Origin of the sequence: Nonomuraea salmonea (genome assembly GCF_042428605.1) — a bacterium.
Lineage (GTDB): Bacteria > Actinomycetota > Actinomycetes > Streptosporangiales > Streptosporangiaceae > Nonomuraea > Nonomuraea salmonea.
Genome location: NZ_JBHMCF010000038.1, coordinates 313,390 through 333,162 on the forward strand (window position 1 = coordinate 313,390; position 19,773 = coordinate 333,162).

20 protein-coding genes are annotated in these 19,773 nt (G+C 69.8%); 7 read left to right on the top strand and 13 right to left on the bottom strand.

The window, feature by feature from the left end; all coding sequences use genetic code 11:
* Positions 1-82 precede the first annotated feature (82 nt).
* The 5 genes from ACFFR3_RS33800 to ACFFR3_RS33820 all read left to right on the top strand — a co-directional run bounded on the left by ACFFR3_RS33800 (position 83) and on the right by ACFFR3_RS33820 (position 4,582).
* Entirely contained in the window at positions 83-1,204 is a 1,122-nt protein-coding gene (locus ACFFR3_RS33800) for a DUF5005 domain-containing protein (RefSeq protein WP_364367683.1), read from the top strand.
* The gene (locus ACFFR3_RS33805; RefSeq protein ID WP_364367686.1) at positions 1,201-2,211 is read left to right on the top strand and encodes a DUF4432 family protein; all 1,011 of its coding nucleotides are present in this window, start codon (positions 1,201-1,203) and stop codon (positions 2,209-2,211) included. The genes ACFFR3_RS33800 and ACFFR3_RS33805 overlap by 4 nt, the downstream gene beginning before the upstream one ends.
* Positions 2,208-2,978 carry an SDR family NAD(P)-dependent oxidoreductase gene (locus ACFFR3_RS33810; RefSeq protein ID WP_345392419.1) on the top strand — a complete coding sequence of 257 codons (771 nt, stop codon included), beginning with the start codon at positions 2,208-2,210 and terminating at the stop codon, positions 2,976-2,978. Before ACFFR3_RS33805 ends, ACFFR3_RS33810 begins: the two co-directional genes overlap by 4 nt.
* A gap of 270 nt (positions 2,979-3,248) precedes the next feature.
* Entirely contained in the window at positions 3,249-3,668 is a 420-nt protein-coding gene (locus ACFFR3_RS33815; RefSeq protein ID WP_364367689.1) for a peptidase inhibitor family I36 protein, read from the top strand.
* Between the two features lie 71 nt (positions 3,669-3,739).
* Complete coding sequence (locus tag ACFFR3_RS33820; RefSeq protein ID WP_364367692.1) at positions 3,740-4,582, top strand: hypothetical protein; 843 nt, start codon at positions 3,740-3,742, stop codon at positions 4,580-4,582.
* Here ACFFR3_RS33820 and ACFFR3_RS33825 read toward each other — a convergent pair.
* The 12 genes from ACFFR3_RS33825 to ACFFR3_RS33880 form a co-directional block, all read right to left on the bottom strand.
* Positions 4,541-5,977 carry a S10 family peptidase gene (locus tag ACFFR3_RS33825; protein WP_364367695.1) on the bottom strand — a complete coding sequence of 479 codons (1,437 nt, stop codon included), beginning with the start codon at positions 5,975-5,977 and terminating at the stop codon, positions 4,541-4,543. The two genes, ACFFR3_RS33820 and ACFFR3_RS33825, sit on opposite strands and share 42 nt — an antisense overlap.
* Positions 5,978-5,986: 9 nt before the next feature.
* Complete coding sequence (locus ACFFR3_RS33830; protein ID WP_379484453.1) at positions 5,987-7,213, bottom strand: enolase C-terminal domain-like protein; 1,227 nt, start codon at positions 7,211-7,213, stop codon at positions 5,987-5,989.
* On the bottom strand, positions 7,210-10,146 hold the full coding sequence (locus tag ACFFR3_RS33835) for a glycoside hydrolase family 38 N-terminal domain-containing protein (RefSeq protein ID WP_364367701.1): 2,937 nt from the start codon (positions 10,144-10,146) through the stop codon (positions 7,210-7,212). Before ACFFR3_RS33835 ends, ACFFR3_RS33830 begins: the two co-directional genes overlap by 4 nt.
* Positions 10,143-10,955: a carbohydrate ABC transporter permease gene (locus ACFFR3_RS33840; protein ID WP_345392437.1), complete on the bottom strand. Its 813-nt coding sequence runs from the start codon at positions 10,953-10,955 to the stop codon at positions 10,143-10,145. The genes ACFFR3_RS33835 and ACFFR3_RS33840 overlap by 4 nt, the downstream gene beginning before the upstream one ends.
* Positions 10,952-11,803 (bottom strand): carbohydrate ABC transporter permease, encoded by an 852-nt coding sequence (locus ACFFR3_RS33845; RefSeq protein WP_345392440.1) that lies wholly within the window; start codon positions 11,801-11,803, stop codon positions 10,952-10,954. The genes ACFFR3_RS33840 and ACFFR3_RS33845 overlap by 4 nt, the downstream gene beginning before the upstream one ends.
* A gap of 23 nt (positions 11,804-11,826) precedes the next feature.
* Positions 11,827-13,077: an ABC transporter substrate-binding protein gene (locus ACFFR3_RS33850; RefSeq protein ID WP_379484454.1), complete on the bottom strand. Its 1,251-nt coding sequence runs from the start codon at positions 13,075-13,077 to the stop codon at positions 11,827-11,829.
* Between the two features lie 19 nt (positions 13,078-13,096).
* A complete protein-coding gene (locus ACFFR3_RS33855; protein WP_364367713.1) occupies positions 13,097-13,795 on the bottom strand; it encodes a FadR/GntR family transcriptional regulator in 699 nt (232 codons plus the stop codon).
* Positions 13,796-13,873: 78 nt separating this feature from the next.
* Entirely contained in the window at positions 13,874-14,398 is a 525-nt protein-coding gene (locus ACFFR3_RS33860; protein WP_345392452.1) for a DUF305 domain-containing protein, read from the bottom strand.
* 19 nt (positions 14,399-14,417) lie between these two features.
* Positions 14,418-15,404 (bottom strand): phosphotransferase, encoded by a 987-nt coding sequence (locus tag ACFFR3_RS33865; RefSeq protein WP_379484455.1) that lies wholly within the window; start codon positions 15,402-15,404, stop codon positions 14,418-14,420.
* Positions 15,401-15,880 carry a GNAT family N-acetyltransferase gene (locus ACFFR3_RS33870; protein ID WP_345392458.1) on the bottom strand — a complete coding sequence of 160 codons (480 nt, stop codon included), beginning with the start codon at positions 15,878-15,880 and terminating at the stop codon, positions 15,401-15,403. Before ACFFR3_RS33870 ends, ACFFR3_RS33865 begins: the two co-directional genes overlap by 4 nt.
* A 40-nt stretch (positions 15,881-15,920) precedes the next feature.
* Positions 15,921-16,634: a transglutaminase domain-containing protein gene (locus tag ACFFR3_RS33875; RefSeq protein WP_379484456.1), complete on the bottom strand. Its 714-nt coding sequence runs from the start codon at positions 16,632-16,634 to the stop codon at positions 15,921-15,923.
* A gap of 572 nt (positions 16,635-17,206) precedes the next feature.
* Positions 17,207-17,860 carry a hypothetical protein gene (locus ACFFR3_RS33880; RefSeq protein ID WP_345392461.1) on the bottom strand — a complete coding sequence of 218 codons (654 nt, stop codon included), beginning with the start codon at positions 17,858-17,860 and terminating at the stop codon, positions 17,207-17,209.
* Between the two features lie 360 nt (positions 17,861-18,220).
* Between ACFFR3_RS33880 and ACFFR3_RS33885 the strand changes: the two genes are divergently transcribed.
* A complete protein-coding gene (locus tag ACFFR3_RS33885; protein ID WP_379484457.1) occupies positions 18,221-18,583 on the top strand; it encodes a peptidase inhibitor family I36 protein in 363 nt (120 codons plus the stop codon).
* 38 nt (positions 18,584-18,621) lie between these two features.
* On the top strand, positions 18,622-19,479 hold the full coding sequence (locus ACFFR3_RS33890; protein WP_379484458.1) for a hypothetical protein: 858 nt from the start codon (positions 18,622-18,624) through the stop codon (positions 19,477-19,479).
* Positions 19,480-19,579: 100 nt separating this feature from the next.
* Here the strand turns inward: ACFFR3_RS33890 and ACFFR3_RS33895 are convergent, their stop codons facing one another.
* On the bottom strand, positions 19,580-19,711 hold the full coding sequence (locus tag ACFFR3_RS33895) for a hypothetical protein (protein WP_379484459.1): 132 nt from the start codon (positions 19,709-19,711) through the stop codon (positions 19,580-19,582).
* Positions 19,712-19,773: the final 62 nt, after the last annotated feature.

A 19,773-nucleotide genomic window follows, 5' to 3' on the forward strand; every position in this document is an offset into this window, starting at 1 on the left:
TCGCCGCCCTCACGAGGGGCCTGGACACCAAGTGATCTAATGACTAGAACTGTAGGGAACTCCCCTCCCCCTAGGAACTCTCATGACGCGATTCCGCAAAGCCCTCGCCCCCCTCGCCATCGCGTTGCTCGGCTTCACCGCCGTCCCTCAACCCGCCTCGGCGGCGCAAGAGGCTTCCACCTGTGCGCCCACGGTCCTGAGCGCCACCCCTGACGCCCGGCTGACCAGCCTGTTCACCAACCACGGCAACGACAACAACCGCCTGGACGACTGGACGGGCGCCGACGGCACGTACTCGCTCAAGCTGCCCGGCGGCAAGGAGCTGTGGGTCTTCTCCGACACGTTCCTCGGCCGGGTCAACGAGGACGGCTCCAGGCCCCCGGTGGTCGAGGAGGGCGGCTCGACGGTCTTCCTCAACAACACCTTCGCCGTCGAGCGCGACGGCCGGCTGTCCACGATCCACGGCGGCACCGAGGCGAAGCCCAAGGCCGTGATGCCGCCGCGCGACGCGAACCACTGGTACTGGGCCGGCGACGCCACGCTGGCCGGCGGCCTCGTGGAGGTCACCTACCAGGAGTACGAGCGCTTCGGCGAAGGCGCGTGGGACTGGCGCTGGCACCGCAACGTGGTCGCCAGGTTCGCGCCGGGCCGCCTTGAGCGCCCGATCAGCGTGCACGACCTGCCGAGCGGCCACGGCGTGGCCTGGGCGTCGGGCATCCTCAGGGACGGCGGCCACACCTACGTCTACGGGGTCGAGGACCTCGGCTCGCCGAAGTACATGCACATCGCCAGGGTCAAGGGCGACAGCCTGCTCGGCCGCTGGGAGTACCGCACGGCCGACGGCGGCTGGTCGGCGAACCCGGCCGACTCGGCGCGGGTGATGGACGGGGTGGCGAACGAGTACAGCGTCAGCAAGGTCGGATCCGGATATGTCCTGATCACGCATGACACGACCGTGGCGCTCAACCCGAACATCGTCGCCTACTCCGCCTGCTCACCCGCCGGCCCCTTCACCGCCAAGCAGCACGTCTACACGACCCCCGAGACCAACGGGAACATCTTCACCTACAACGCCCACGCGCACCCGGAGATCGACGGGCCGGGGCTCGTGGTGTCGTACAACGTGAACAGCTTCGTCAACACCGACCACTACGACGACGTCTCCATCTACCGCCCGCGCTTCCTGGACGTGACGTTCCAATGAGGCGCAACTGGGCGGCCCGCCTGCGGCAGGGCACGATCGAAGGGCTGGCCGCGGTCACCCTGGAGAACGAGCGGCTGCGCGTGACCGTGCTGCCGGGCAAGGGCGGTGACGTCGTCGAGTTCCTGCACAAGCCGACCGACACCGACCTCGTCTGGCTCACGCCGCGCGGCCTGCGCGACCCGCGCGAGCACCTCCAGGGCGCGCCCGACGACGTCGCCCCCTTCATCGACCACTACGAGGGCGGCTGGCAGGACGTCTTCCCCAACGGCGGCGCGCCCAGCGAATACCGCGGCGCGCGGCTGGCGCAGCACGGCGAGGTGGCGGGGCTGCCGTGGGAGTGCGCGGTCGTGGCCGACTCCCCCGAGGAGGTCGCGGTACGGCTCAGCGTGCGGACGCGGCGGCTGCCGTACCGGATGGAGAAGGTGGTGCGGCTGCGCTCCGGCACGGCCGCGCTGGAGATCGAGGCGCGCGCCACCAACGAGTCGGGGCTCCCGCTGCACGCCATGTGGGGCCAGCACATCGTGTACGGCCTGCCGTTCCTGCGGCCGGGCGGCCGGATCAGGCTGCCCGACGGCGTCACCGTGATCCCGCACGAGACCCCGATCGCACCCGGCGGGCGCCGGGTCAAGGCGGGCGGCCCATGGCGGTGGCCGGTGGTGCCCGCCGACGGGGGCGGCGAGGTGGACCTGAGCGTGGTGCCCGAGCGCGGCCAGCCGAGCGACATCGTCTACCTCACCGGCTTCGACGAAGGCTGGTACGAGATCACCGGCGCGGTCGGCTTCCGGGTGGAGTGGGACGCCACGCTCCTGCCCTACCTGTGGATGTGGCAGGAGCTGGGCGCCACCACGGGGTACCCCTGGTGGGGTCAGGCGTACACGGTCGGTCTTGAGCCGTTCGCCGGCATGCCGACCGACGGCCTGGCCGCGGCAGTGGACAACGGGACGGCCATGGAGCTGGGCCCGTACGAGACGAAGGTGTTGAAGATGCGCGCCGAGGTGGTGGCATGACCGAGTTCGACGGCAAGGTGGCGCTGGTCACGGGCGGTTCGATGGGCATCGGGCGGGCGGTGGTCGAACGGCTCGCGGCCGGTGGCGCGTCGGTGGTGTTCTGCGGTGTGGACAAGGACGCCGAGCAGGACGGCGAGCGCGTCACCGGCCGGGTCGCCGACGTGCGCCGCGCCGACGACCTGCGCGGCCTGGTGGACCTCGCGGTCTCCCGGTACGGCGGCCTGGACATCGTGGTGACCAGCGCGGGCGTGCAGCGCTACGGCACGGTCGAGGAGACCCCCGAGGAGGTCTGGGACGAGGTGCTCGACATCAACCTCAAGGGCGTCTACCTGACCTGCAAGGCCGCGATGCCGCAGCTGCGCGCCCGTGGCGGCGGCTCGATCGTGGTGGTGTCGTCGGTGCAGGCGTTCGCCTCGCAGGCGCAGGTGGCGGCGTACACGGCGAGCAAGGCAGCGCTGAACGGGCTGGTCAAGGCCATGGCGCTGGACCACGCCAAGGACGGCGTCCGGGTGAACGCGGTCTGCCCAGGCTCGGTGGACACGCCGATGCTGCGCTGGGCGGCCGACCTGTGGCGGGGCGAGCTGTCGCAGGAGGAGCAGGTCGCGCAGTGGGGCAGGACCCATCCTCTGGGCCGCGTGGGCCGCCCTGAGGAGGTGGCCGAGGTGGTGGCGTTCCTGGCGGGGCCGCGCTCGTCGTTCGTCACCGGAGCCGAGCACCGCGTGGACGGCGGGCTGCTCGCGCAGAACCCCGCGGCGCTTCCCGAGTAGCTTTCGGAGGAGTTTCCCGAGGAGTTTCCCGAGGAGCTTCCCGAATAGGTCGAGCGCAGACCACGGGTTCCTCCACGAGGGCCAACACTTCTGCCAACGCGGCGAAACCGCAGGGCAGGGCCCTGATAGCAGTGAGTGCGGCGGGCCGGGCCCGCGCCCCGTTCCAGAGGCGCGGCGCCCTTGGAAATCGACGCGGGTCATGGCCGCTCGCGTGCGATTCCGGCGCGCCGGGTTCCCGGCAGAAACGACTCACTGATCGGAGATACACCTGTGAGGCTCACCAAGAAGGCCGCCGGTCTCATCGCCGCGGCCACGCTGTTCACCGTGGTCGCCCCCGCTGCCGCCGCGGTGGCCAGCCCCCGCTCGACCTGCTACGGCGGCCGGGTCTGCCTGTACGCCGGTTACGACTACAACCGCGGCCAGGTCGACCACTGGCGGGACTTCATCTCGGACGACTCCAACTTCGCCGACAACAACTGGCTGAACTGGGACTTCAGCAACTCCTGGCACAGCATGGACAACGAGACCAGCTCGGTGCGCAACCGCGTCGGCTGCAGTGCGACGCTCTGGCAGCACCCCGGTTACACGGGTGCGCACAGCACGTTCACGCACAACTCGAACGACGGTTTCCTGGCGAACAACGCCATCGGCAACAACCGCGCCAGCGCGCTCGACATCTGGTGCCGCTGAGCGATAAAGGGAGTGCCGGTTTCCGGGCTTGGCCCTCGGAAACCGGCTGCCGCCGGCTCATCGCGAGCACTTTGGTGCTGGCGGCGGCCGCGGCCTGCGGCGTCGAAGAGCCGGTGGCACCGCCCGCGCCCACCAAGGGCGTCACCTCGGTGTCACACCTCGTGCTCCCGTTCGACGCCTACAAGACCACTCCCGAGCAGCGGGCCGTGCTGGGCAACGCCCACAACCGTCTCGTCGTCAGGTGCATGCGCAAGCGGGGCATCACCATCGACCCGCCCGCCGAGAGCGCGGCCGCGATCGCCGCCGTGGATCCCGGCAACTCCCGCCGCTACGGCGTCACCGACCCGGACGCGGCCAAGCGGCACGGCTACCACCTGGCCAGGCCGCCCTCTCCCGACACGACCGGCGCCTGGGCCGGCAAGCTGCCCAAGCGCACCCGCCACCGCCTGTACGGCACCGCGGCCGACCGCGGCTGCCTCGACCGCGCCACGCTCGCCCTGGACGAGGGGGCGCGCAAGGCGGACTGGCCGTGGCTGGCCCTGCAGGACTCGCTGACGCTGGAACAGGCCGCCAAGCACCCGACGGTGACGGCGGCGGTCAAGCGCTGGCAGTCGTGCATGAGCCAGGCCGGCCACTCCTACCCCGCGCCCGAGGCCGCCATCGCCGACAGCCGCTGGAACCTGGACGAGCCCACGGCGGTGACGGAGGAGGAGCGGCAGACCGCGACGGCCGACACCACGTGCAAGTGGGCGTCGGGCCTGGTCGCGGCCTGGTACGCGGCCGACGCCGACCTGCAGAACGCCCTCATCCGCGACAACCCCGACCGCTTCGCCGCGCTGCGCCAGAACCTCAGGCAGCGCCTGGCCAGAGCCTCACGCCTGCTCTCCGAGGACGAACGCCGCCAGGTGAGCTGACTGGGCGAGCCTGCTGGGCTCGTGCACGTACATCATGTGGCCGGCCTCGTAGTACTTGAACTCGATGTTGCCGGTCAGCTCGGGCGGCACGGGCAGGTGGGCGAAGGTGTGCTCGGCGGCGAAGTACGGCGTGGCGCCGTCGTGGTAGCCGCAGGCGACGTGCACGCGCAGGTGCGGATTGGCCCGCATCGCCGCCCCCAGGCGGGAGGCGACCTGCACGTGCGCGTTCTCGAACTCCTTGTACGACCACGGCCGCACCCGCGAGGTGAGCACCTCGTACGGCAGGTCGTTGGCGTAGCCCAGGTCGGTGCGCAGGTAGTGGTTGAGCGCCGCGCTGTACGGCCCCATGATCGCGTCCATGCTGGGGTCGGCGGCGAAGTGCTCGCGGCCGGCGTCGGGGTCCCAGCCGGTGAAGCGGCCGTCGAGCCTGCCGACGACCTGCCGCCGGTGGCGCAGCACCTCGGTGAAGAACCTGATGTGCTCGATGCGCAGGTCGACCCGGTCCACGTAGTCGGTGCTCAGCCCGGTCAGCCCGGCGACCTTGGCGACGGCCGCCGCGCGGTCCTCGGCGGTGAGCCGGTTGCCCCTGGCCAGCGCCCACAGGTAGTCGCGGTCGGCGTACTCCTCCGCCTCGCGCAGCACGTCGGCCAGCGGCCGGTCGCCGTGCAGGCCGTGGTGGTGGGCGATGGCCGCGTACGTCGGCAGGTAGAGCGCGTAGGCCAGGTCGTTGCCCTCGTTGAACTCGCCGGTGATGAAGTCGAGCACCGAGGAGATGAGCATGACGCCGTTGAGGTACATGCCGTAGCGCGACTGCAGGTGCTCGGCCAGCCCGGCGGCCCGCACGGTGCCGTACGACTCGCCGGCGAGGAACTTCGGCGACATCCACCGGCCGTTCCTGGTGGTCCACAGCCTGATCACCTCGCCGACCGACTCCAGGTCGCCGGTGAAGCCGTGGTACGGCTCCGCCTTCTCCCCCTGGGCGGCCCGCGAGAAGCCGGTGGAGACCGGGTCGATGAAGACCAGGTCGCTCACCCGCAGCAGGCTCTCCTCGTTGTCCACCAGCCCGTACGGGGGCGGCAGCAGCGCTCCGGCGTCGCCCATGACAACCCGGCGGGGCCCGAGCACGCCCAGGTGCAGCCACACGCTGGAGGAGCCGGGCCCGCCGTTGAAGGCGAACGTCACCGGCCTGCTGCCGGGGTCGGCGCCGTCAAGGGTGTAGGCGGTGATGAACACCTCGGCCTTGGGGCGCAGGCCCTCGAACGTGCCGTCGGTGGTCACCTCCTCGCGCAGCACCATCGTGCCGGCGGTGGCGGTGTACGCCTGGCCGGACGGCAGGGTGTGGGAGGAGGTGACGAGGTTGTCGGCAGGGGCGGCAGGCTTTGACTCTTCAGACATATCGCCCCATTATGGTGCGATTTCCACCGCGGGATCCGCGAACCTCTCGTTGGGGACCGTCGCGTACCAGCCGGGACGCCCCGGATCCCGGTCGTACGGGTAGCCGCCCAGCTCCTTGTAGAGCTCGGCGTAGCGCGCCACCTGATCCCGGTCGAGCCGCACGCCCAGCCCTGGACCGGTCGGGACGGCGATGGCGCCCTCCGAGTACGCCATCTTCCCGCCCTCGATCACGTCGTCCCTGAGCTGGTGGTAGTGGGCGTCGGCGGCGTAGGTGAGGTTCGGCAGCACCGCGCCGAGGTGCAGCATCGTCGCGAGCTGGATGCCCAGCTCCCCCGACGAGTGCACGGCCACCCCGAGCTGGAACGTCTCGCACACCCCCGCCGCCTTGACGCACGGCCTGATGCCACCCCAGAACGTGGTGTCCAGCAGGATCACGTCGGCGCTCCTGCGCAGCACGTTGGAGGCGAGCTGCTCGAAGTTCACCACGACCGTGTTCGTCGCCAGCGGCACGCCGACCTGCGCGCGCACGGCCCGCAGCCCTTCGAGCCCCCAGACCGGGTCCTCCAGGTAGTCGTTGTTCAGTCCCTCGATCGCCTTGCCGAAGCGCAGCCCCTCGGCCACCGACAGCACGGCGTTGGGGTCGTACCTGAGCCGGTCGCCGGGGAACGCCTCGGCCAGCGCGCGGTAGCACTCCAGCTCGTGGTCCGGCGGGAAGACGCCGCCCTTGAGCTTGTGGACGGTGAACCCGTGCTCCTCCTTCAGCCGCGCCGTGTGCTCGACGAGCTGGTCCGGGGTGCGGATCTCGGGGTGGGCGTCGGAGGCGTACCGGAAGAACAGGTACGACGCGAACGGCACCGCGTCCCTGATGCGCCCGCCCAGCAGGTCGCTGACCGGCACCCCGAGATGCTGCCCGACCAGGTCGAGGCAGGCGAACTCGATCGCCGCCAGCAGCTGCGTGCGGTTGTTGTAGAGCGAGGCCGTCGGGTTCGCGATCTTGAAGCGCAGCGCTTCGAGCTGGAACGGGTCGTGCCCCTTCAGGTACGGCATGAGCGCGCGGAAGGCCGCTTCCGCGCTCTCGCCGCCGCCGCCCATCTCGCCGAGCCCGATCAGCCCGTTGTCGGCCTCGACCTCGACGATCGTCCGGACGAAGCGCCCCCAGTGCGCGCCGTTGCTGTGCCGCAGCGGCGCCTCCAGGGGCACGGCCACCGTCGTGGCCCTGATGTCGACGATCTTCACTGGCGCGTCCCCCTGACCACGGCCACCCCGCACGCGGGCAACCGCACCTCGACCGGCTCCTGCCCCGGCAGCGTCACCGTGGTCTCCACCGGCTCGGCGGCCAGCGACTGCAACCGCACGCCCTCCCAGCCGATCGAGGTGACCAGCACGTCGGGATGGTCGACGCGCACGTACGTCTCCGACACCCCGGGGCTGTCGGTGATCAGCGCGCCCACGAACGGCTCGCAGAGCCCCGAGGCGGCCGCCGCGCCGAGCCGCCGCCCGCCCGCGCCCGTCTCGGACGTCACCGCGTACCGGAACGTCGTCTCGCCCTGCTGCTGGGCCGGGAAGTTGGTGTCCCAGATGTTGTTGAGCGCCCACGAGTAGACCGTGCCGTCCTCCTGGTCGAGGGTCGGCGGGAACGGCGCGTACGGCATGTGGATGGTGCCGAGCTGCACCAGCGGCGCCTCCAGCGTGGCCCAGGCGATGGTCAGCTCAGGGTCCTCGAAGGCGATCCAGTGCCTGATCGGCAGCATGTACTCGGCCGAGCCAGGCACCCTCGGCACGTCGGGCCCGCCGACGCCGCCGGTCAGCTCCCAGGCCGTGGCCTGGCCCGCGGCGAACGGGAAGGCCAGGAAGACCGCCTCCTTCGCCGGGGTGCCCTGCTTGGCGAGCTGGTAGGTCAGGTCGAGCCTGGGCACGCCGTGATGCAGCTCGATCGTCGCGCGGATCCAGTCGACGCCCTTGCCGCGCAGCTCCACGACCAGCTTGTCGCCCACGGCCGTGCGCCTGGCCTCGGTGATCCTGGCGTGCTCGCCGATCGCCCGGTCGCCGAGCAGCGTGCGGTCGTGCGCGCCGACGTGGCCCGACAGGTGGTTGAAGTGCGGGGCCGTGGCGTAGCGGTCGTAGACGTACTGGCCGAAACCGGCCGCCGCGTCGCCGTTGACCAGCTCGCGGCCCGCCCGCTTGTCGAAGATCGAGCCGATGTAGCCCTCGCGGACGTCGTACGCCACGCGGTAGAACTCGTTCTCGATCACCCCGCTCTCCTCCAGCTCGACCGGCTCGGGAGCTTGCGTCTCGCCGGGCACGACGTCGAGCCGGACGTAGCCGAAGCCGGGCACGTCGGGCACGACCGCGTGCACGTGCCGGCCGATCGGCCTGGTCGGCCAGTCCGCCGGGTCCACCAGCTCCTCGTGGTGCGGCAGCCGCTCGCCGGTCCGCGCGTCCACGAGCGCGATCGGCACCTCCACGCCGACGACGTCCCGGGGCAGGAAGGCGCGCACGACGTCGGTGCGCGTCCACGTCGCCGGGTTGAAGACGGCGAACGACGACAGCGCGCCGCCCTCGGCGGCACCCGACTCCGACAGCGCCGCGCCGAACCTCCTGGCCGCCGCGTGCAGCAGGTCGGAGGCGTCGTCCTGGGCGTCGTACGCGCCGGACGACTTGCGCGTCCACTGCAGGCCGCCCGAGTCGCCGCCCTCCTCGGCGTCCTCCCACGGGTTCGCCGCGCCCCACGTGTGCTCGTTGAACAGCGCGACCTTGTCGTACGCCGCGTCGATCCGCTCGGTCGCGTCCACCCCGGCCAGCGTGTGCAGCGTCTCGGCCACCCGCAGCGCCGACTGCGCCCTGCGCACGTATCCCAGCGGGCGCGCGCCCGAGCCGAGCCCGTCGGCCCACCAGTCGGTCCAGTCGCCCTCGTGCACCGCGAGACTGTCGTGGTAGCGCTCCTCGACGTGCTCGAAGAAGTCGCTGTTGACCGCGCTGCGCAGCCGCGGGTAGGCCCACTGCTCGTTCCACCGCCGCGCGATCGACGCCGGCACGATCGACGGCCCCGCGTTGTCGGCGTGCGCGCCCTGCACCCGCAGGTGCAGCACGTCCAGCTCGTACGGCTCCTTCGGAGCGTCGGGCCCCTGCCAGCCGAACGTGCCAGGCCCGTACGGGTAGCCGCGCGTCGCCAGCGCCGACAGGTAGCGCGGCAGCAGGTCGTCGGCCAGCTCGTAGGAGTCGGTCAGCCCGACCGTGTTGCCCTCCATGTACGCCATCCCGTGCGGCGTGTCGGTGAACCACACGAGGATCTCGTTGCCGCTCGGCGCCCGCCAGCGGAACGGCCTGCTCAGCTTGTCACCGCCGTGCAGGTACGGCACCGACCGCCCGGCCCAGTTGTGCGCCGCCGCGAGATAGCGCACGCCGTGCTGACTGAGCGCGTCCACCAGGCCCACGACCGCGCCCGGCACGTCGGTGTGCATGGCCGACTTCGTGGCGAAGCCGTAGCGGCGTTCGAGCTGCGCGGTGAAGCGCAGCTGCCGGTGCAGCTCCTCGGTCGAGCACGCCTCGGTGTGCAGCTGGAACGGCAGCGCCGTCACCTCGATCAGGCCCGCCCTGGCCAGCTCGGCGAAGGCGTCCACCATTTCCTTCGGCCGGTGCTCCAGCCAGCGCAGCGCCGGCATCGACGACTCGACCGTCCAGCGGAACTTGGCGTCGTCCGGCCAGGACGCGGTCTCCTGCCCCAGGCGTACGGCCGCGTCGAGGTAGTCGAGGTGGTGGCGCAGCACCGTGCCCTGCGGGTCGGTGTAGCCGATGTCGAGATGCGAATGGTGCACCACGAAGACGCTCCACTTGCGCTGCGGCGTCACCGTGATCTGCGCGCTGCCCACCACGCCCGCGTCGTCGCGGCACTCCAGCGTGAACTCGCGCGGCGCGTCCACCTCCGGCACCAGCAGCGTCACGTCGCGGCCCGACGCGCTGTCCACGCCCACCAGCACATGGGTCAGCGGCTCGGTGCTGGAGACCCGGACCGCCTGGCGGCCGTCGTGGGTGAACAGCGGCAGCACCGCGACCCTGACCTCCAGCCCGCGCACGCTGAGCACGGGCGTCGAGGTGTCGTCTCGCAGCGCCTGCCTGATCCCGTCGTAGTCGGGACTTCCCAGGCTGCGCTGGAGCAACCGGCTGGTCATTGAACACTCCCTAGAGACAGGCCCCTGGCGAAGAGGCGCTGGGTTGCCAGGAACAACACCACGGTCGGCAGTGAGACCACGAGCCCGGCGGCCAGGCCGACCGGGACCGGGGTGCCGGCGTACACGTCGGTCATGAGGCCCGCGATGGCGGTCATGACCGGACGTACCTCCTCGGTCTGGCTCAGGGTCAGGCCGAAGATGAGGTCGTTCCAGATGAAGGTGAACTCGAGGATGAACACGGCGGCCAGCGCCGTGAACGAGATCGGCAGGTAGATGCGCCAGAAGATGCGCCACGTCGAGGCGCCGTCCATGCGGGCCGCCTCGAAGACCGAGAACGCGACGCCGCTGTAGAAGTTGCGCAGCACGAACGCGGCCAGCGGCACGTTGATCGCCGTATAGATGAGGATCATGCCGAGGCGGCTGTCGTACAGACCGGCGTCGCTGTAGCCGACGAAGAGCGGCACCAGCAGCATCTGCGAGGGGAAGATCGTCCCGCCGAAGATCAGCAGGAACCACCAGAACCCGTGGCGCAGCCGCAGCACCACGATCACGTAACCCGCCAGCGCGCCGACGAGCACGCCGAGCAGCGGCGAGACGATGCTGTAGAGCGCGGTGCTGGCCAGGCTCTGCGTCAGGTTCGCGCTGTCCAGCGCGGTGGCGAAGTTGTCGAACAGGGCGAAGTCGCCCGAGGGCACCCACGCGCTGGCCGGGTCGTACGAACCGGCCGGCCGGGAGGCGTTGACGAGCAGCAGGTACGTCGGGCCGAGCCAGATCAGGCCGAGCACGACGAGCACGGCGCGGCGGATCACGTGGCCGTCACCTGCCTGCGCAGATAGAGGTAGGAGGCCAGCCCGGTCACCACGGTCAGCAGCACCGCCACCGCCGAGCCGTAGCCGTAGTCGCTGGCCACGAACGTCTCCTTGTACATGGTCACCGCGAGCGTCTCGGAGTTGCGTCCAGGGCCGCCCTGCGTCAGCACCCATACGATGTCGAACGTCTTCAGCCCGGCCACCAGTGCGAGCCCCACCACGACCGCCGTCAGCGGCCGCATGAGCGGCCAGATCACGTGCCGGAACAGCCGCCACCCCGACGCGCCGTCCAGCCGCGCCGCCTCGATCGGCTCCTTGGGGATCGACTGCAGGCCGACGACGAACAGCAGCGTGTTCACGCCGAGCTGCTGCCAGGTCCAGACCGCGAGCATGGCGAACGTGTTCACCGGCGCGTCTTGGAGGAACGCGGCGTCCACGCCGAGCAGCACGTTCGCGATGCCGCCGTGCGACAGGATCGGGCTCCACACCATGGCGAGGCCCGCGCCGCTCAGCGCGTACGGCAGCATGAACGGCACCCGGAACCAGGCGCCGCCCCTGATGTCGTACGACAGCACCGCGACCAGCAGCCCGAGCCCGACCGGCAGCACCATCGTGCCGATCACCCAGATCAGCGTGTTGCGGATCGAGGTCAGCAGCGCCGCGTCATCGAAGAGCTTGCCGAAGTTCGCCAGGCCGTTCCAGACCGGCGGCTCCAGCCCGTCGTACGTGGTCAGGCTCAGGTACGCGGTCCACAGGAACGGCGCGTAGAGCAGCACCGCGACCAGCAGCGCCGCGGGCGCCACGTACCCGTGCCGGAACCGGCCGAGCAGCGGGGCGCCCCGTCTCACCTGCGACTGGGATGGCACCGCACTCACTGATGCGTGCTCCAGTACTCGTCGGCGGCCTTCTGGATGGTCTCCAGGACCTCCTTGTACGACGCCGGCTCGGTGACGAACTTGCTGAACCCGTCGAGCGCGGCCGTCAGGATCGGCGGCGGCGTCGCCTCGAAGTAGCGGTTGACCAGGCGGTACTTCCCGCCGCCCGCGTCCTTGGTGACCGTGCCGAGCACCTTGTCGTCGATCGTCACCTTCGGGTTGGCGCTGACGTCACCGCGGCTCTTGGCCCACTTGTCCTGCGCCTCCGAGGTGGTCCACCACTTGAGGTACTTCATGCCGGCGTCGGGGTCGGCGGCCTTGGTGAGCGAGCACAGCGGGCCGCTCTCGAAGATCATCGACGTCTTGGGCAGGGCCGGGTTGACGTTGGGGATGACGAAGAAGTCGTAGTCGGTGCCGGCCTTCATGTCGCGGCTGGTCATGCTGGTGTTGAACCAGGTGCCGAACGTCACCATCGCGGCCTTGCCGTTCTTGAGGACGTCGCCCGGGTCCGTTTTATCGCCCGGATTGATGAAATATCCGGCGTCGATGAGCTGCTTCCACCGCTCCATCACCTGCACCACACCCGGGTCGGTGTACTTCGCCTTGCCGGTGGCGAGGCGGTCGTACAGGTCGGGGTCGGTGCCGGCCAGGAGCTGCTCGAACCAGACGAAGGAGAACAGCACGCTGGTGTGGTAGAACGCCTTGACCCCGTTCTTCTTCAGGGTCTCCGCCGCCTGGACGAGCTCGTCCCAGGTCTGCGGCGGCTTCAGGCCGTACTTGTCGAAGATCTTCTTGTTGTAGAACATCCCCCAGTAGGCGACGTTCATCGGCACGCAGTACTGCTTGCCGCCGACCGTGTAATAGGGCAGCAGGTCCTGCGACAGGTCGCCCGCCTTGATCGCCTCCTGCCAGATGGCCGAGGTGTCGGCCACCTGCTTCTGCTTGACGATCTCCTCCAGCATCCCCCCGGTCTGCCAGGTGAACAGGTCCGGCTTGACGTTCGTGCGGAACGACGCCTTGATGAACGCCTGGTACTGCGCCGAGTCCGTATAACCCGTCGGCTTCATGCCCAGGCCGATCCGCTGCTTCGACAGCGCGCCCATCTCGTCGAAGAACTTCGACCACGCGCCCTTGTCGTTGTAGAGCGTCAGCTCCGTCTTCTTCTGCTGCTCGCCGGCGCCGTTGCCACCGCAGGCGGCCAGGACGAGCGCCGCCACGCCGAGCGTGGCCACACGTGACCGGAACATGAGCCGGCCTCCTTGGATCTCATCGGGGGGATTGCAACCTGTGCTCGATAACGGTCTTCACCTCGACCAGGTGGGCCCGCATGCGCTCCTCGGCCTGCGCCGCGTCGCGTGCTTCGATGGCCCCCAGGATCGCCAGGTGCTCCTCGTAGTCACGGCGCCGGTCGTCGAAGATCTGCAGAATCTCGCGCTGCTCCGGGCCGTGCACGGTCAGCAGCGAGTCGACCACCTCGTGCAGGACGCTGTTGCCCGCCAGCCGGGCGGTCGCCCGGTGGAAGGCCATGTTCGCGTCGTGCAGCTCGGCGTCCTCGCCGCGCAGATGCCTGCCCGCCTCGTCGAGCACCCGCCGCAGCGCCGCCAGCTCCTCACCGGCGGCGTGCTCCGCGGCCATCGCGGCCAGCGGCGGCTCGATCACGATCCGCGCGCCGAGCAGCTCCAGGAGCTGGGGGGCGTGCATCTCGCGCATGTTCGGATTGGGCAGCACCAGCCGCTCTATCGCGGGCCCGACATAGATGCCGGAACCGTGCCGCATCTCGATGGCCCCGGTGGCCTCGAGCCTGCGCAGCGCCTCGCGCAACGTCGGGGTGGTGACGGCGAAGCGCTGGGAGAGCTCCCTGGTCGAGGGCAGCCTGTCGCCGGGCCGGTGCCCGCCCGTACGGATGAGCTCCAGCATGCGCTCGGTGAGCGCGTCGGAAAGCGAGGGCCGCGTTACCTCGGACATATCAAGTGATCTAATCACTTTTCCGGGATGGCGTCTATGAGGGATACCGTTTCGTCACAGACAGCGTTGTTAGCGCTGTTAGCGCTTGAGCAGCTTGAGCATCATGTCGATCTGTCCCTTACGGGAGCTCTGCACCTGCGCCGCCCACTTCTGCACCTCGGGGTTGGCCCCCTTCGCCACCTCGGACGACGCCATCTGCACGGCGTCGTCCTGGTGCGCGATGAGCAGGTTGAGCAGGTCGTACTCGAAGTTCTTCGACGCCTTGAGCTCCTGGATGCGCTTGGCGTCGGTCTCCGGCATGCCGCCGTGGTGGTCGTGCGCGCTGGTCGGCGGCGTGAGCGGCTGGTCCCAGTCGCGCAGCCAGCGCGTCATCATCTCGACCTCGTCCTGCTGCGTGGTCTCGATGGCCGAGGCCAGCGTCTTGACCTCCGGGTCGGTGGCCTGCGACGTGCCGACCTTGGCGATCTCGATGCCCTGCCGATGGTGCTGCACCATCATCTGCACGAACATCACGTCCTCGGCGTTCACCGGGGGCTCGTCCCCCTGCCCGCCGCCGCAGGCCGTGATGAGCAGGAGCCCGAGGACCGCTAAGACCGTACGCAACCGCCTCAACTCCCGCTTATCAGCCAGGAAGCCTTCCTATTCGAAGATCCCCACCCACGCAAGGGCCCCGAACGAAGCTCAGCGCCTCCCCGATGTGCCGCCGGACGATGCCCATCATGGCCTCCCGATCGGGGAAGTCCCCGTCGAGCAACCGCAGCGGGCCCGCCACCAGCGACAGGTGCTGCGCCAGCCGGTAGAAGCGCATCCTGCCCTCGTCCAGCCCCTCGACGCGCAGCCTCGGATAGTGCTCGCCGAACCTGATGCGCAGGAAGACGTGCTCCCACTCGACGTCGAAGAACTGCGCGCCTTCGATGTCGATGAGCACGGGCTCGCCGCCGTCGTCCATGAGCACGTGGTCGGGCCCCAGCTCACCGTGAATCAATGAGTGTTCGGTACGCGGCTCGACGCCGCCCGCCATGCCGCGCAGCAGCTCCTCGAACGCGGCCCGCTTGTGCCCGATGGCCTCAACCCGTCCGGCCGCCTCCCCCAGATCCTTGAGCGCCCACCCCAGCACCACCTCAGGACACGTCGTGCGCCTGCCCTCCCCCGCCTTGACCGGCCCGACCTCGCCGAGCCCCGCCGACCGGTGCCCCGCCATCCTCTGGAGATGCTCCGCCAGCCGTTCCAGACCGCCGTCGTCGCTCCCGAGCCGCTGTTCGAGCGTGCCGCCACGAACGTCCTCGACGACCGCCACCTCACCCGGATAGAGCCGCCCACTCCCGTCCGCGAACCGCAACTCCGGCACCCGCACACCCAGCTCGCTGAACTCCCGATGCGCCGCCAGAAACAGCCCCATCTCCGACTTTTCGGCGCCCGGCCCCCAGAAGTTCTCCGTGTCGGCCCACACGTAGAGGACGGCACTCGGCCCGCGCTCGAACGTCAGCCGATAGACCCCCTTCTTGGTGCCGCCCCGCAACCGCTCCACCCGTTCGAGCCTGGTGCTGAACGCCTCCCGTGCCAGGGGACCGAGGTCTTCCACAGCAGCGAACCGCCGTTCCCTGCTCACAGGGCCTGCTCAAGGACGTGCCGCATCGGCCGGAACCCCAGCTCGGTGAAGAAGGCCAGCGACGCCTCGTTGAAGTCCCACACATCGGTGAGCACGGAGGTGCACCCCGCCTCTCTGCCGACTTCGCGTACCGCCCGGGCGAGAGCCGACCCGACCCCCGACCTCGCCACCCCGGGATCGACCGCGATGTGCTCGATGGACACGAAACTCCGCGCCCGCAGCATCACGTCACCTTCGCGCCGATGCACGACCCCGGTCACGTACCCGACCGCCCGCCCCGCTTCCTCGGCCAGGAACACCAGCGCCCCCTCCCTGCCCAGAAACCGCACGAAGAGCCGCGCCACCTCCTCCTTGTCCCCGGCCGCCACGAACACATCGGGCCGCGCCTCGACATGCAGCGCATGAACGATCTCATTCAACCGGGCCAGCACCACCGCATCCGCCTCAGTGGCCCGCCGCACTTCGATCTCCGTCACCGCGCAATGGTCCCCACCCCAGCCAAGGACCGCCACCGGTTTACCCGCGTACACCCCGCCAGCTCATCATCAGATCGACCACCCACCGCACCCCGGGCCGCAACGTCTGCCCGTACTCCCGGAACAACTCATCCCGCGTCCCGAAATATCCGAGATCAGCCACCACCCGCGCCGACAGATCGCAGGTCGGCGCGACGGTGCCGTCCCAGTCCACGGCCGTCCTGGCGACGGCGTCGAACAGCGTCTCAGCGCCGGCGTTGTCGAAGCCGGAGCCCACGCACAACCCGTCATAGATCTCCGACACGGCGACCCACCGCCCCTCCACCCGGAACTCGGGCCATGCCAGCACCACCTCGTCAGGCACCAGCGCCCGCAGGCCGGGGAACCGCGCGTACCAGAAGGCCCCGTCGATCACCCGCCCCCTGACCCGCGTGGCGATCCCCCGAGCCCGAGCCACCGCCTCGAGCACCGCCATCCGCTGGCTGCACGACCCCCGCCCCCGCCGCACGGTCACGGACACCGGCTGCTCGTCGTTCATGGCGTAGACGGGACGAATGCGGTCACCGATCAGCCGATGCGCCTCACGCACCCACTCCCGCTCCCCCACACCCCTGACCTCGTCCGCCAGGCACGCCACCCGAGGATGCCCCCAGTCGAGGATCCGCGTCGCCGCCACCCCACCCGCGACTTCGAGTTCGGGACCGTCCCCAGACGCTGGTAATCGCCGCCGGGGCATGAGCAGCCGCGAAGTCACGATCCCCTCCTGGGTCCACTCACCGCATCAGCAGCATCAGACGCCGCAAACAGAAAGCCAAACCCCAGAAGATCCCAGACACGGACACGCCCCCTTCATTCCAGCACCGACCCCCGATCCCGCCATCATGCCGACCCTGCCGGGGTATGGCGACCCCTGCCGGGCATCGGCGATGCCGGGGCGCGTGGAGTACGTGTCCAGAGTGCCGGAACCACCGTGGGACAGTCTGATCGACGACCTCTACTACCTGGCGGGCGCGCCCCCGTACCCCAGGCTCACGCTCCCTCCGATGCCGTCCGCCGTGCTCACGAGCGGCGTCATGGCGGCGGCCATGGGAATGGCCGATGGGCCCTCACCAACGACATGCACGGCACGGTCCCCACCACCCCCACCCATCGCTGCCCGACCGCTGACCCCGCGGACGGACGCCCCCTTGTTGTCCCGGCCGGAGTACGCATACCAAGCGACGCCCGACCGCTCGGCCACCCCCACGTCCTCCGCGAACATCCCCTGAATCTGCTCATCCAGCCGGCGTGCGCTGTCGCGCCTGCGACAGCGCACGCCGTCGCTGATCAGGCTTTCATCGTGCATTCGACCTTGTCGCAGGCACCACGGAGCTTCGAGCCCGCGTTCATGTTGCAGTTGATCTTTCCGGTCACCCATTCGAACAAGACGTGGACGAACCCGACGCGACCGAGCGTGGACATGAGCTGGGCGCCACCTCCCTGGTCGTCGTTCCAGTAGAAGACGACGGTCTTGATGATGCGGGCGGTGAGGTCGTTGATCTTGTTCAGCACGGCCACATGCTGCAAATCCTCCCTGCGCAACGCCTCGAAGTGCACGATCTGCCCGTCAATCGCGTTGGCCTTCTCCAGCTCCGCGGCGAGGTTGCGGAGCACGACGCGGCGCGGCTCCAGCGTGCTCAACGTCTTCGCTTTCGCGCTGAAGCCCTTCGCCGCGGAGCGCTCCATGGCGGAGGCGGGCTTGGTGAACAGCTCGAGCAGCTCGAACGAGACGTCGTACAGCTCATTCGCCGGCGCGGCCGACGCGAGCGCTTCCAGGCGCGCCGCCAGATCGTCGTAGTCGGTGAGGACGGCGTTGCCTGCGTTCAGCTGATGCAACCCCTGAACATAGGCGTTGCGCCAGACGAAGTCCGGACGCGTGGTCGCGATCTCGCTGACCAGATCCTGCACGCCATTGAAGCCCTTGCCTTGGACAGTGATCATGAGTCCCCCTCCGGTCCGTGTCCGAACCCCCAGAAGAACGTACGGGCATCCTCTGTTACACGACCAGCGGCAGTCCGCTGTCGCCGGCGAGAAAGAACTGTGGCAGACCGGCAGTACCGACGAGCACTGCGCGTGACCCGGCTCTCGTGCCTTCACCGGGCCGGCCGAGCTCCTGGACGGCGTCCTCGCCTCGGCCACGCTCCCCAGGATCCGGTAGGAGATCGGGAACAGCGGCGGTCGCAGCTCCTGGAGTCGTTTCGCCTGCCTTTTAGGCTGTCTCGAAATATGGCTTCTGGGTGCACCGGTCACCTCATGTGGCTATGATCCCGCCTAATTTCGATCTTCAGACGAAGGGCTTCTATGAAGCGGCAGATCATGCGCACAACCGGCGTCGCAGCTCTGGTCCTGACCGGGGTCCTGGGGGTCAGCCCCAGTGCGCAGGCCGACATCTACGCGTGCAAGTACAGCCTCTGCGTGTACGAGCACGACAACTTCAAGGGAGACATGTGGGTCTTCACCATCAGCGGTAACGAGTGTCAGACCACGGGCAGGCTGAGCGACCGGGTGAGCTCCATGAGGAACCCCTCCGGCGCCCGGGTCCGGTTCTACAACGCCTCCGGCTGCGCCGGTTCCTACGGCTACACGGCCCAACGCTGGTCGGAAGACGCTGACCTGTCGAACAACGGCTTCGACAACAAGGCCAGCTCCATCAAGCCCGGCTGATCACAGCGTCCACCCCCGTACCCACCAGAGGAGTTCGCGTGTCGCTTCGGCTGCTGGGCTCGGTGGTGGTCCTCCTGGCCGCGGTGGCGGCCTGCGCCACCGCGGAGGGAACGGAACCCGCGCCCCCGGTGCCGATGCCGGGGGCGGAAGCACGCGAGCTCTCCGTGCCCTTCGACAGGTACAACTTCTCTCCGGCGGACATCATGATCCTGGAGGCCGCCGAGGACCTCCTGATCCGCGACTGCATGCGGCGGCGGGGCATGGAGTGGGAGGTGCTGCCACCGGCCGTGGCCGACGACGTCGAACCGCCCAACCGGCGCCGCTACGGCGTCGTGGAGGCAGAGGTCGCCGGCCTCTACGGGTTCCGCGTCCCCCCGGACCGCCCCTCCGTGGCCCGGCGCTTCGCCGCGCGGGAGACCCGCACGCGACGTCTGCCGGCGGCGGCGCGGGAGGCGGCGTACGGCAAGACGGGCAGTTGCCTGGGGGAGGCGCGCGATCACCTCGAACGCGGGACGCCGCAGGTCGACGAGGCGTTGTTCAACCGGCTCATCACGGAGACGTTCGAGCGGTCCCAGCAGGACCCGGAGGTCCAGCGGGTCTTTCGGGCATGGAGTGCCTGCATGTGGGAGCACGGCCTGCGCTACGCTGATCCGCTCGCCGCGGTCGCCGACGAACGATGGACGGGCGACGGCGCCCCCACCCGAGAAGAGATCCGCGCGGCACAGGCGGATGTCCGGTGCAAGGCGGAGACGGCTCTCATCTCCGTCTGGTCCGCTGTGGAGAAACGCATCCAGGACGGTACCGTCCGCGCGCACGCCGCCGAGTTCCAGGCGCTGCGGACGGCCAAGGATCAGCAGCTCGCGGCCGCCCGTCGCGTCCTCTCCGCCCAGGACTGACACCCTGTGCCGCGCGGATGGCGGCTGAGCCAACGGCGCGACCCCCGACAGAGATCCACCGGGCTGGCGTGATCAGCGGGTCAGCAGCGCGTGACGAGCGTCAGGAGCGGTCGTCGCCGATGACGAACCCGGTGTCCACGTCCACGTCCACGGCCACGTCCACGGCCACGTCCACGGCCGAGTGGGCGAGCGGCCGAGCGAGCGGGCGAGCGGCCGAGCACGGCGCCGTCACGGACCAGGGCGGTCCTTTAGACGCGTGCTCCAACAGTCGCGGGCCGTGCAGTAATCCGGTCC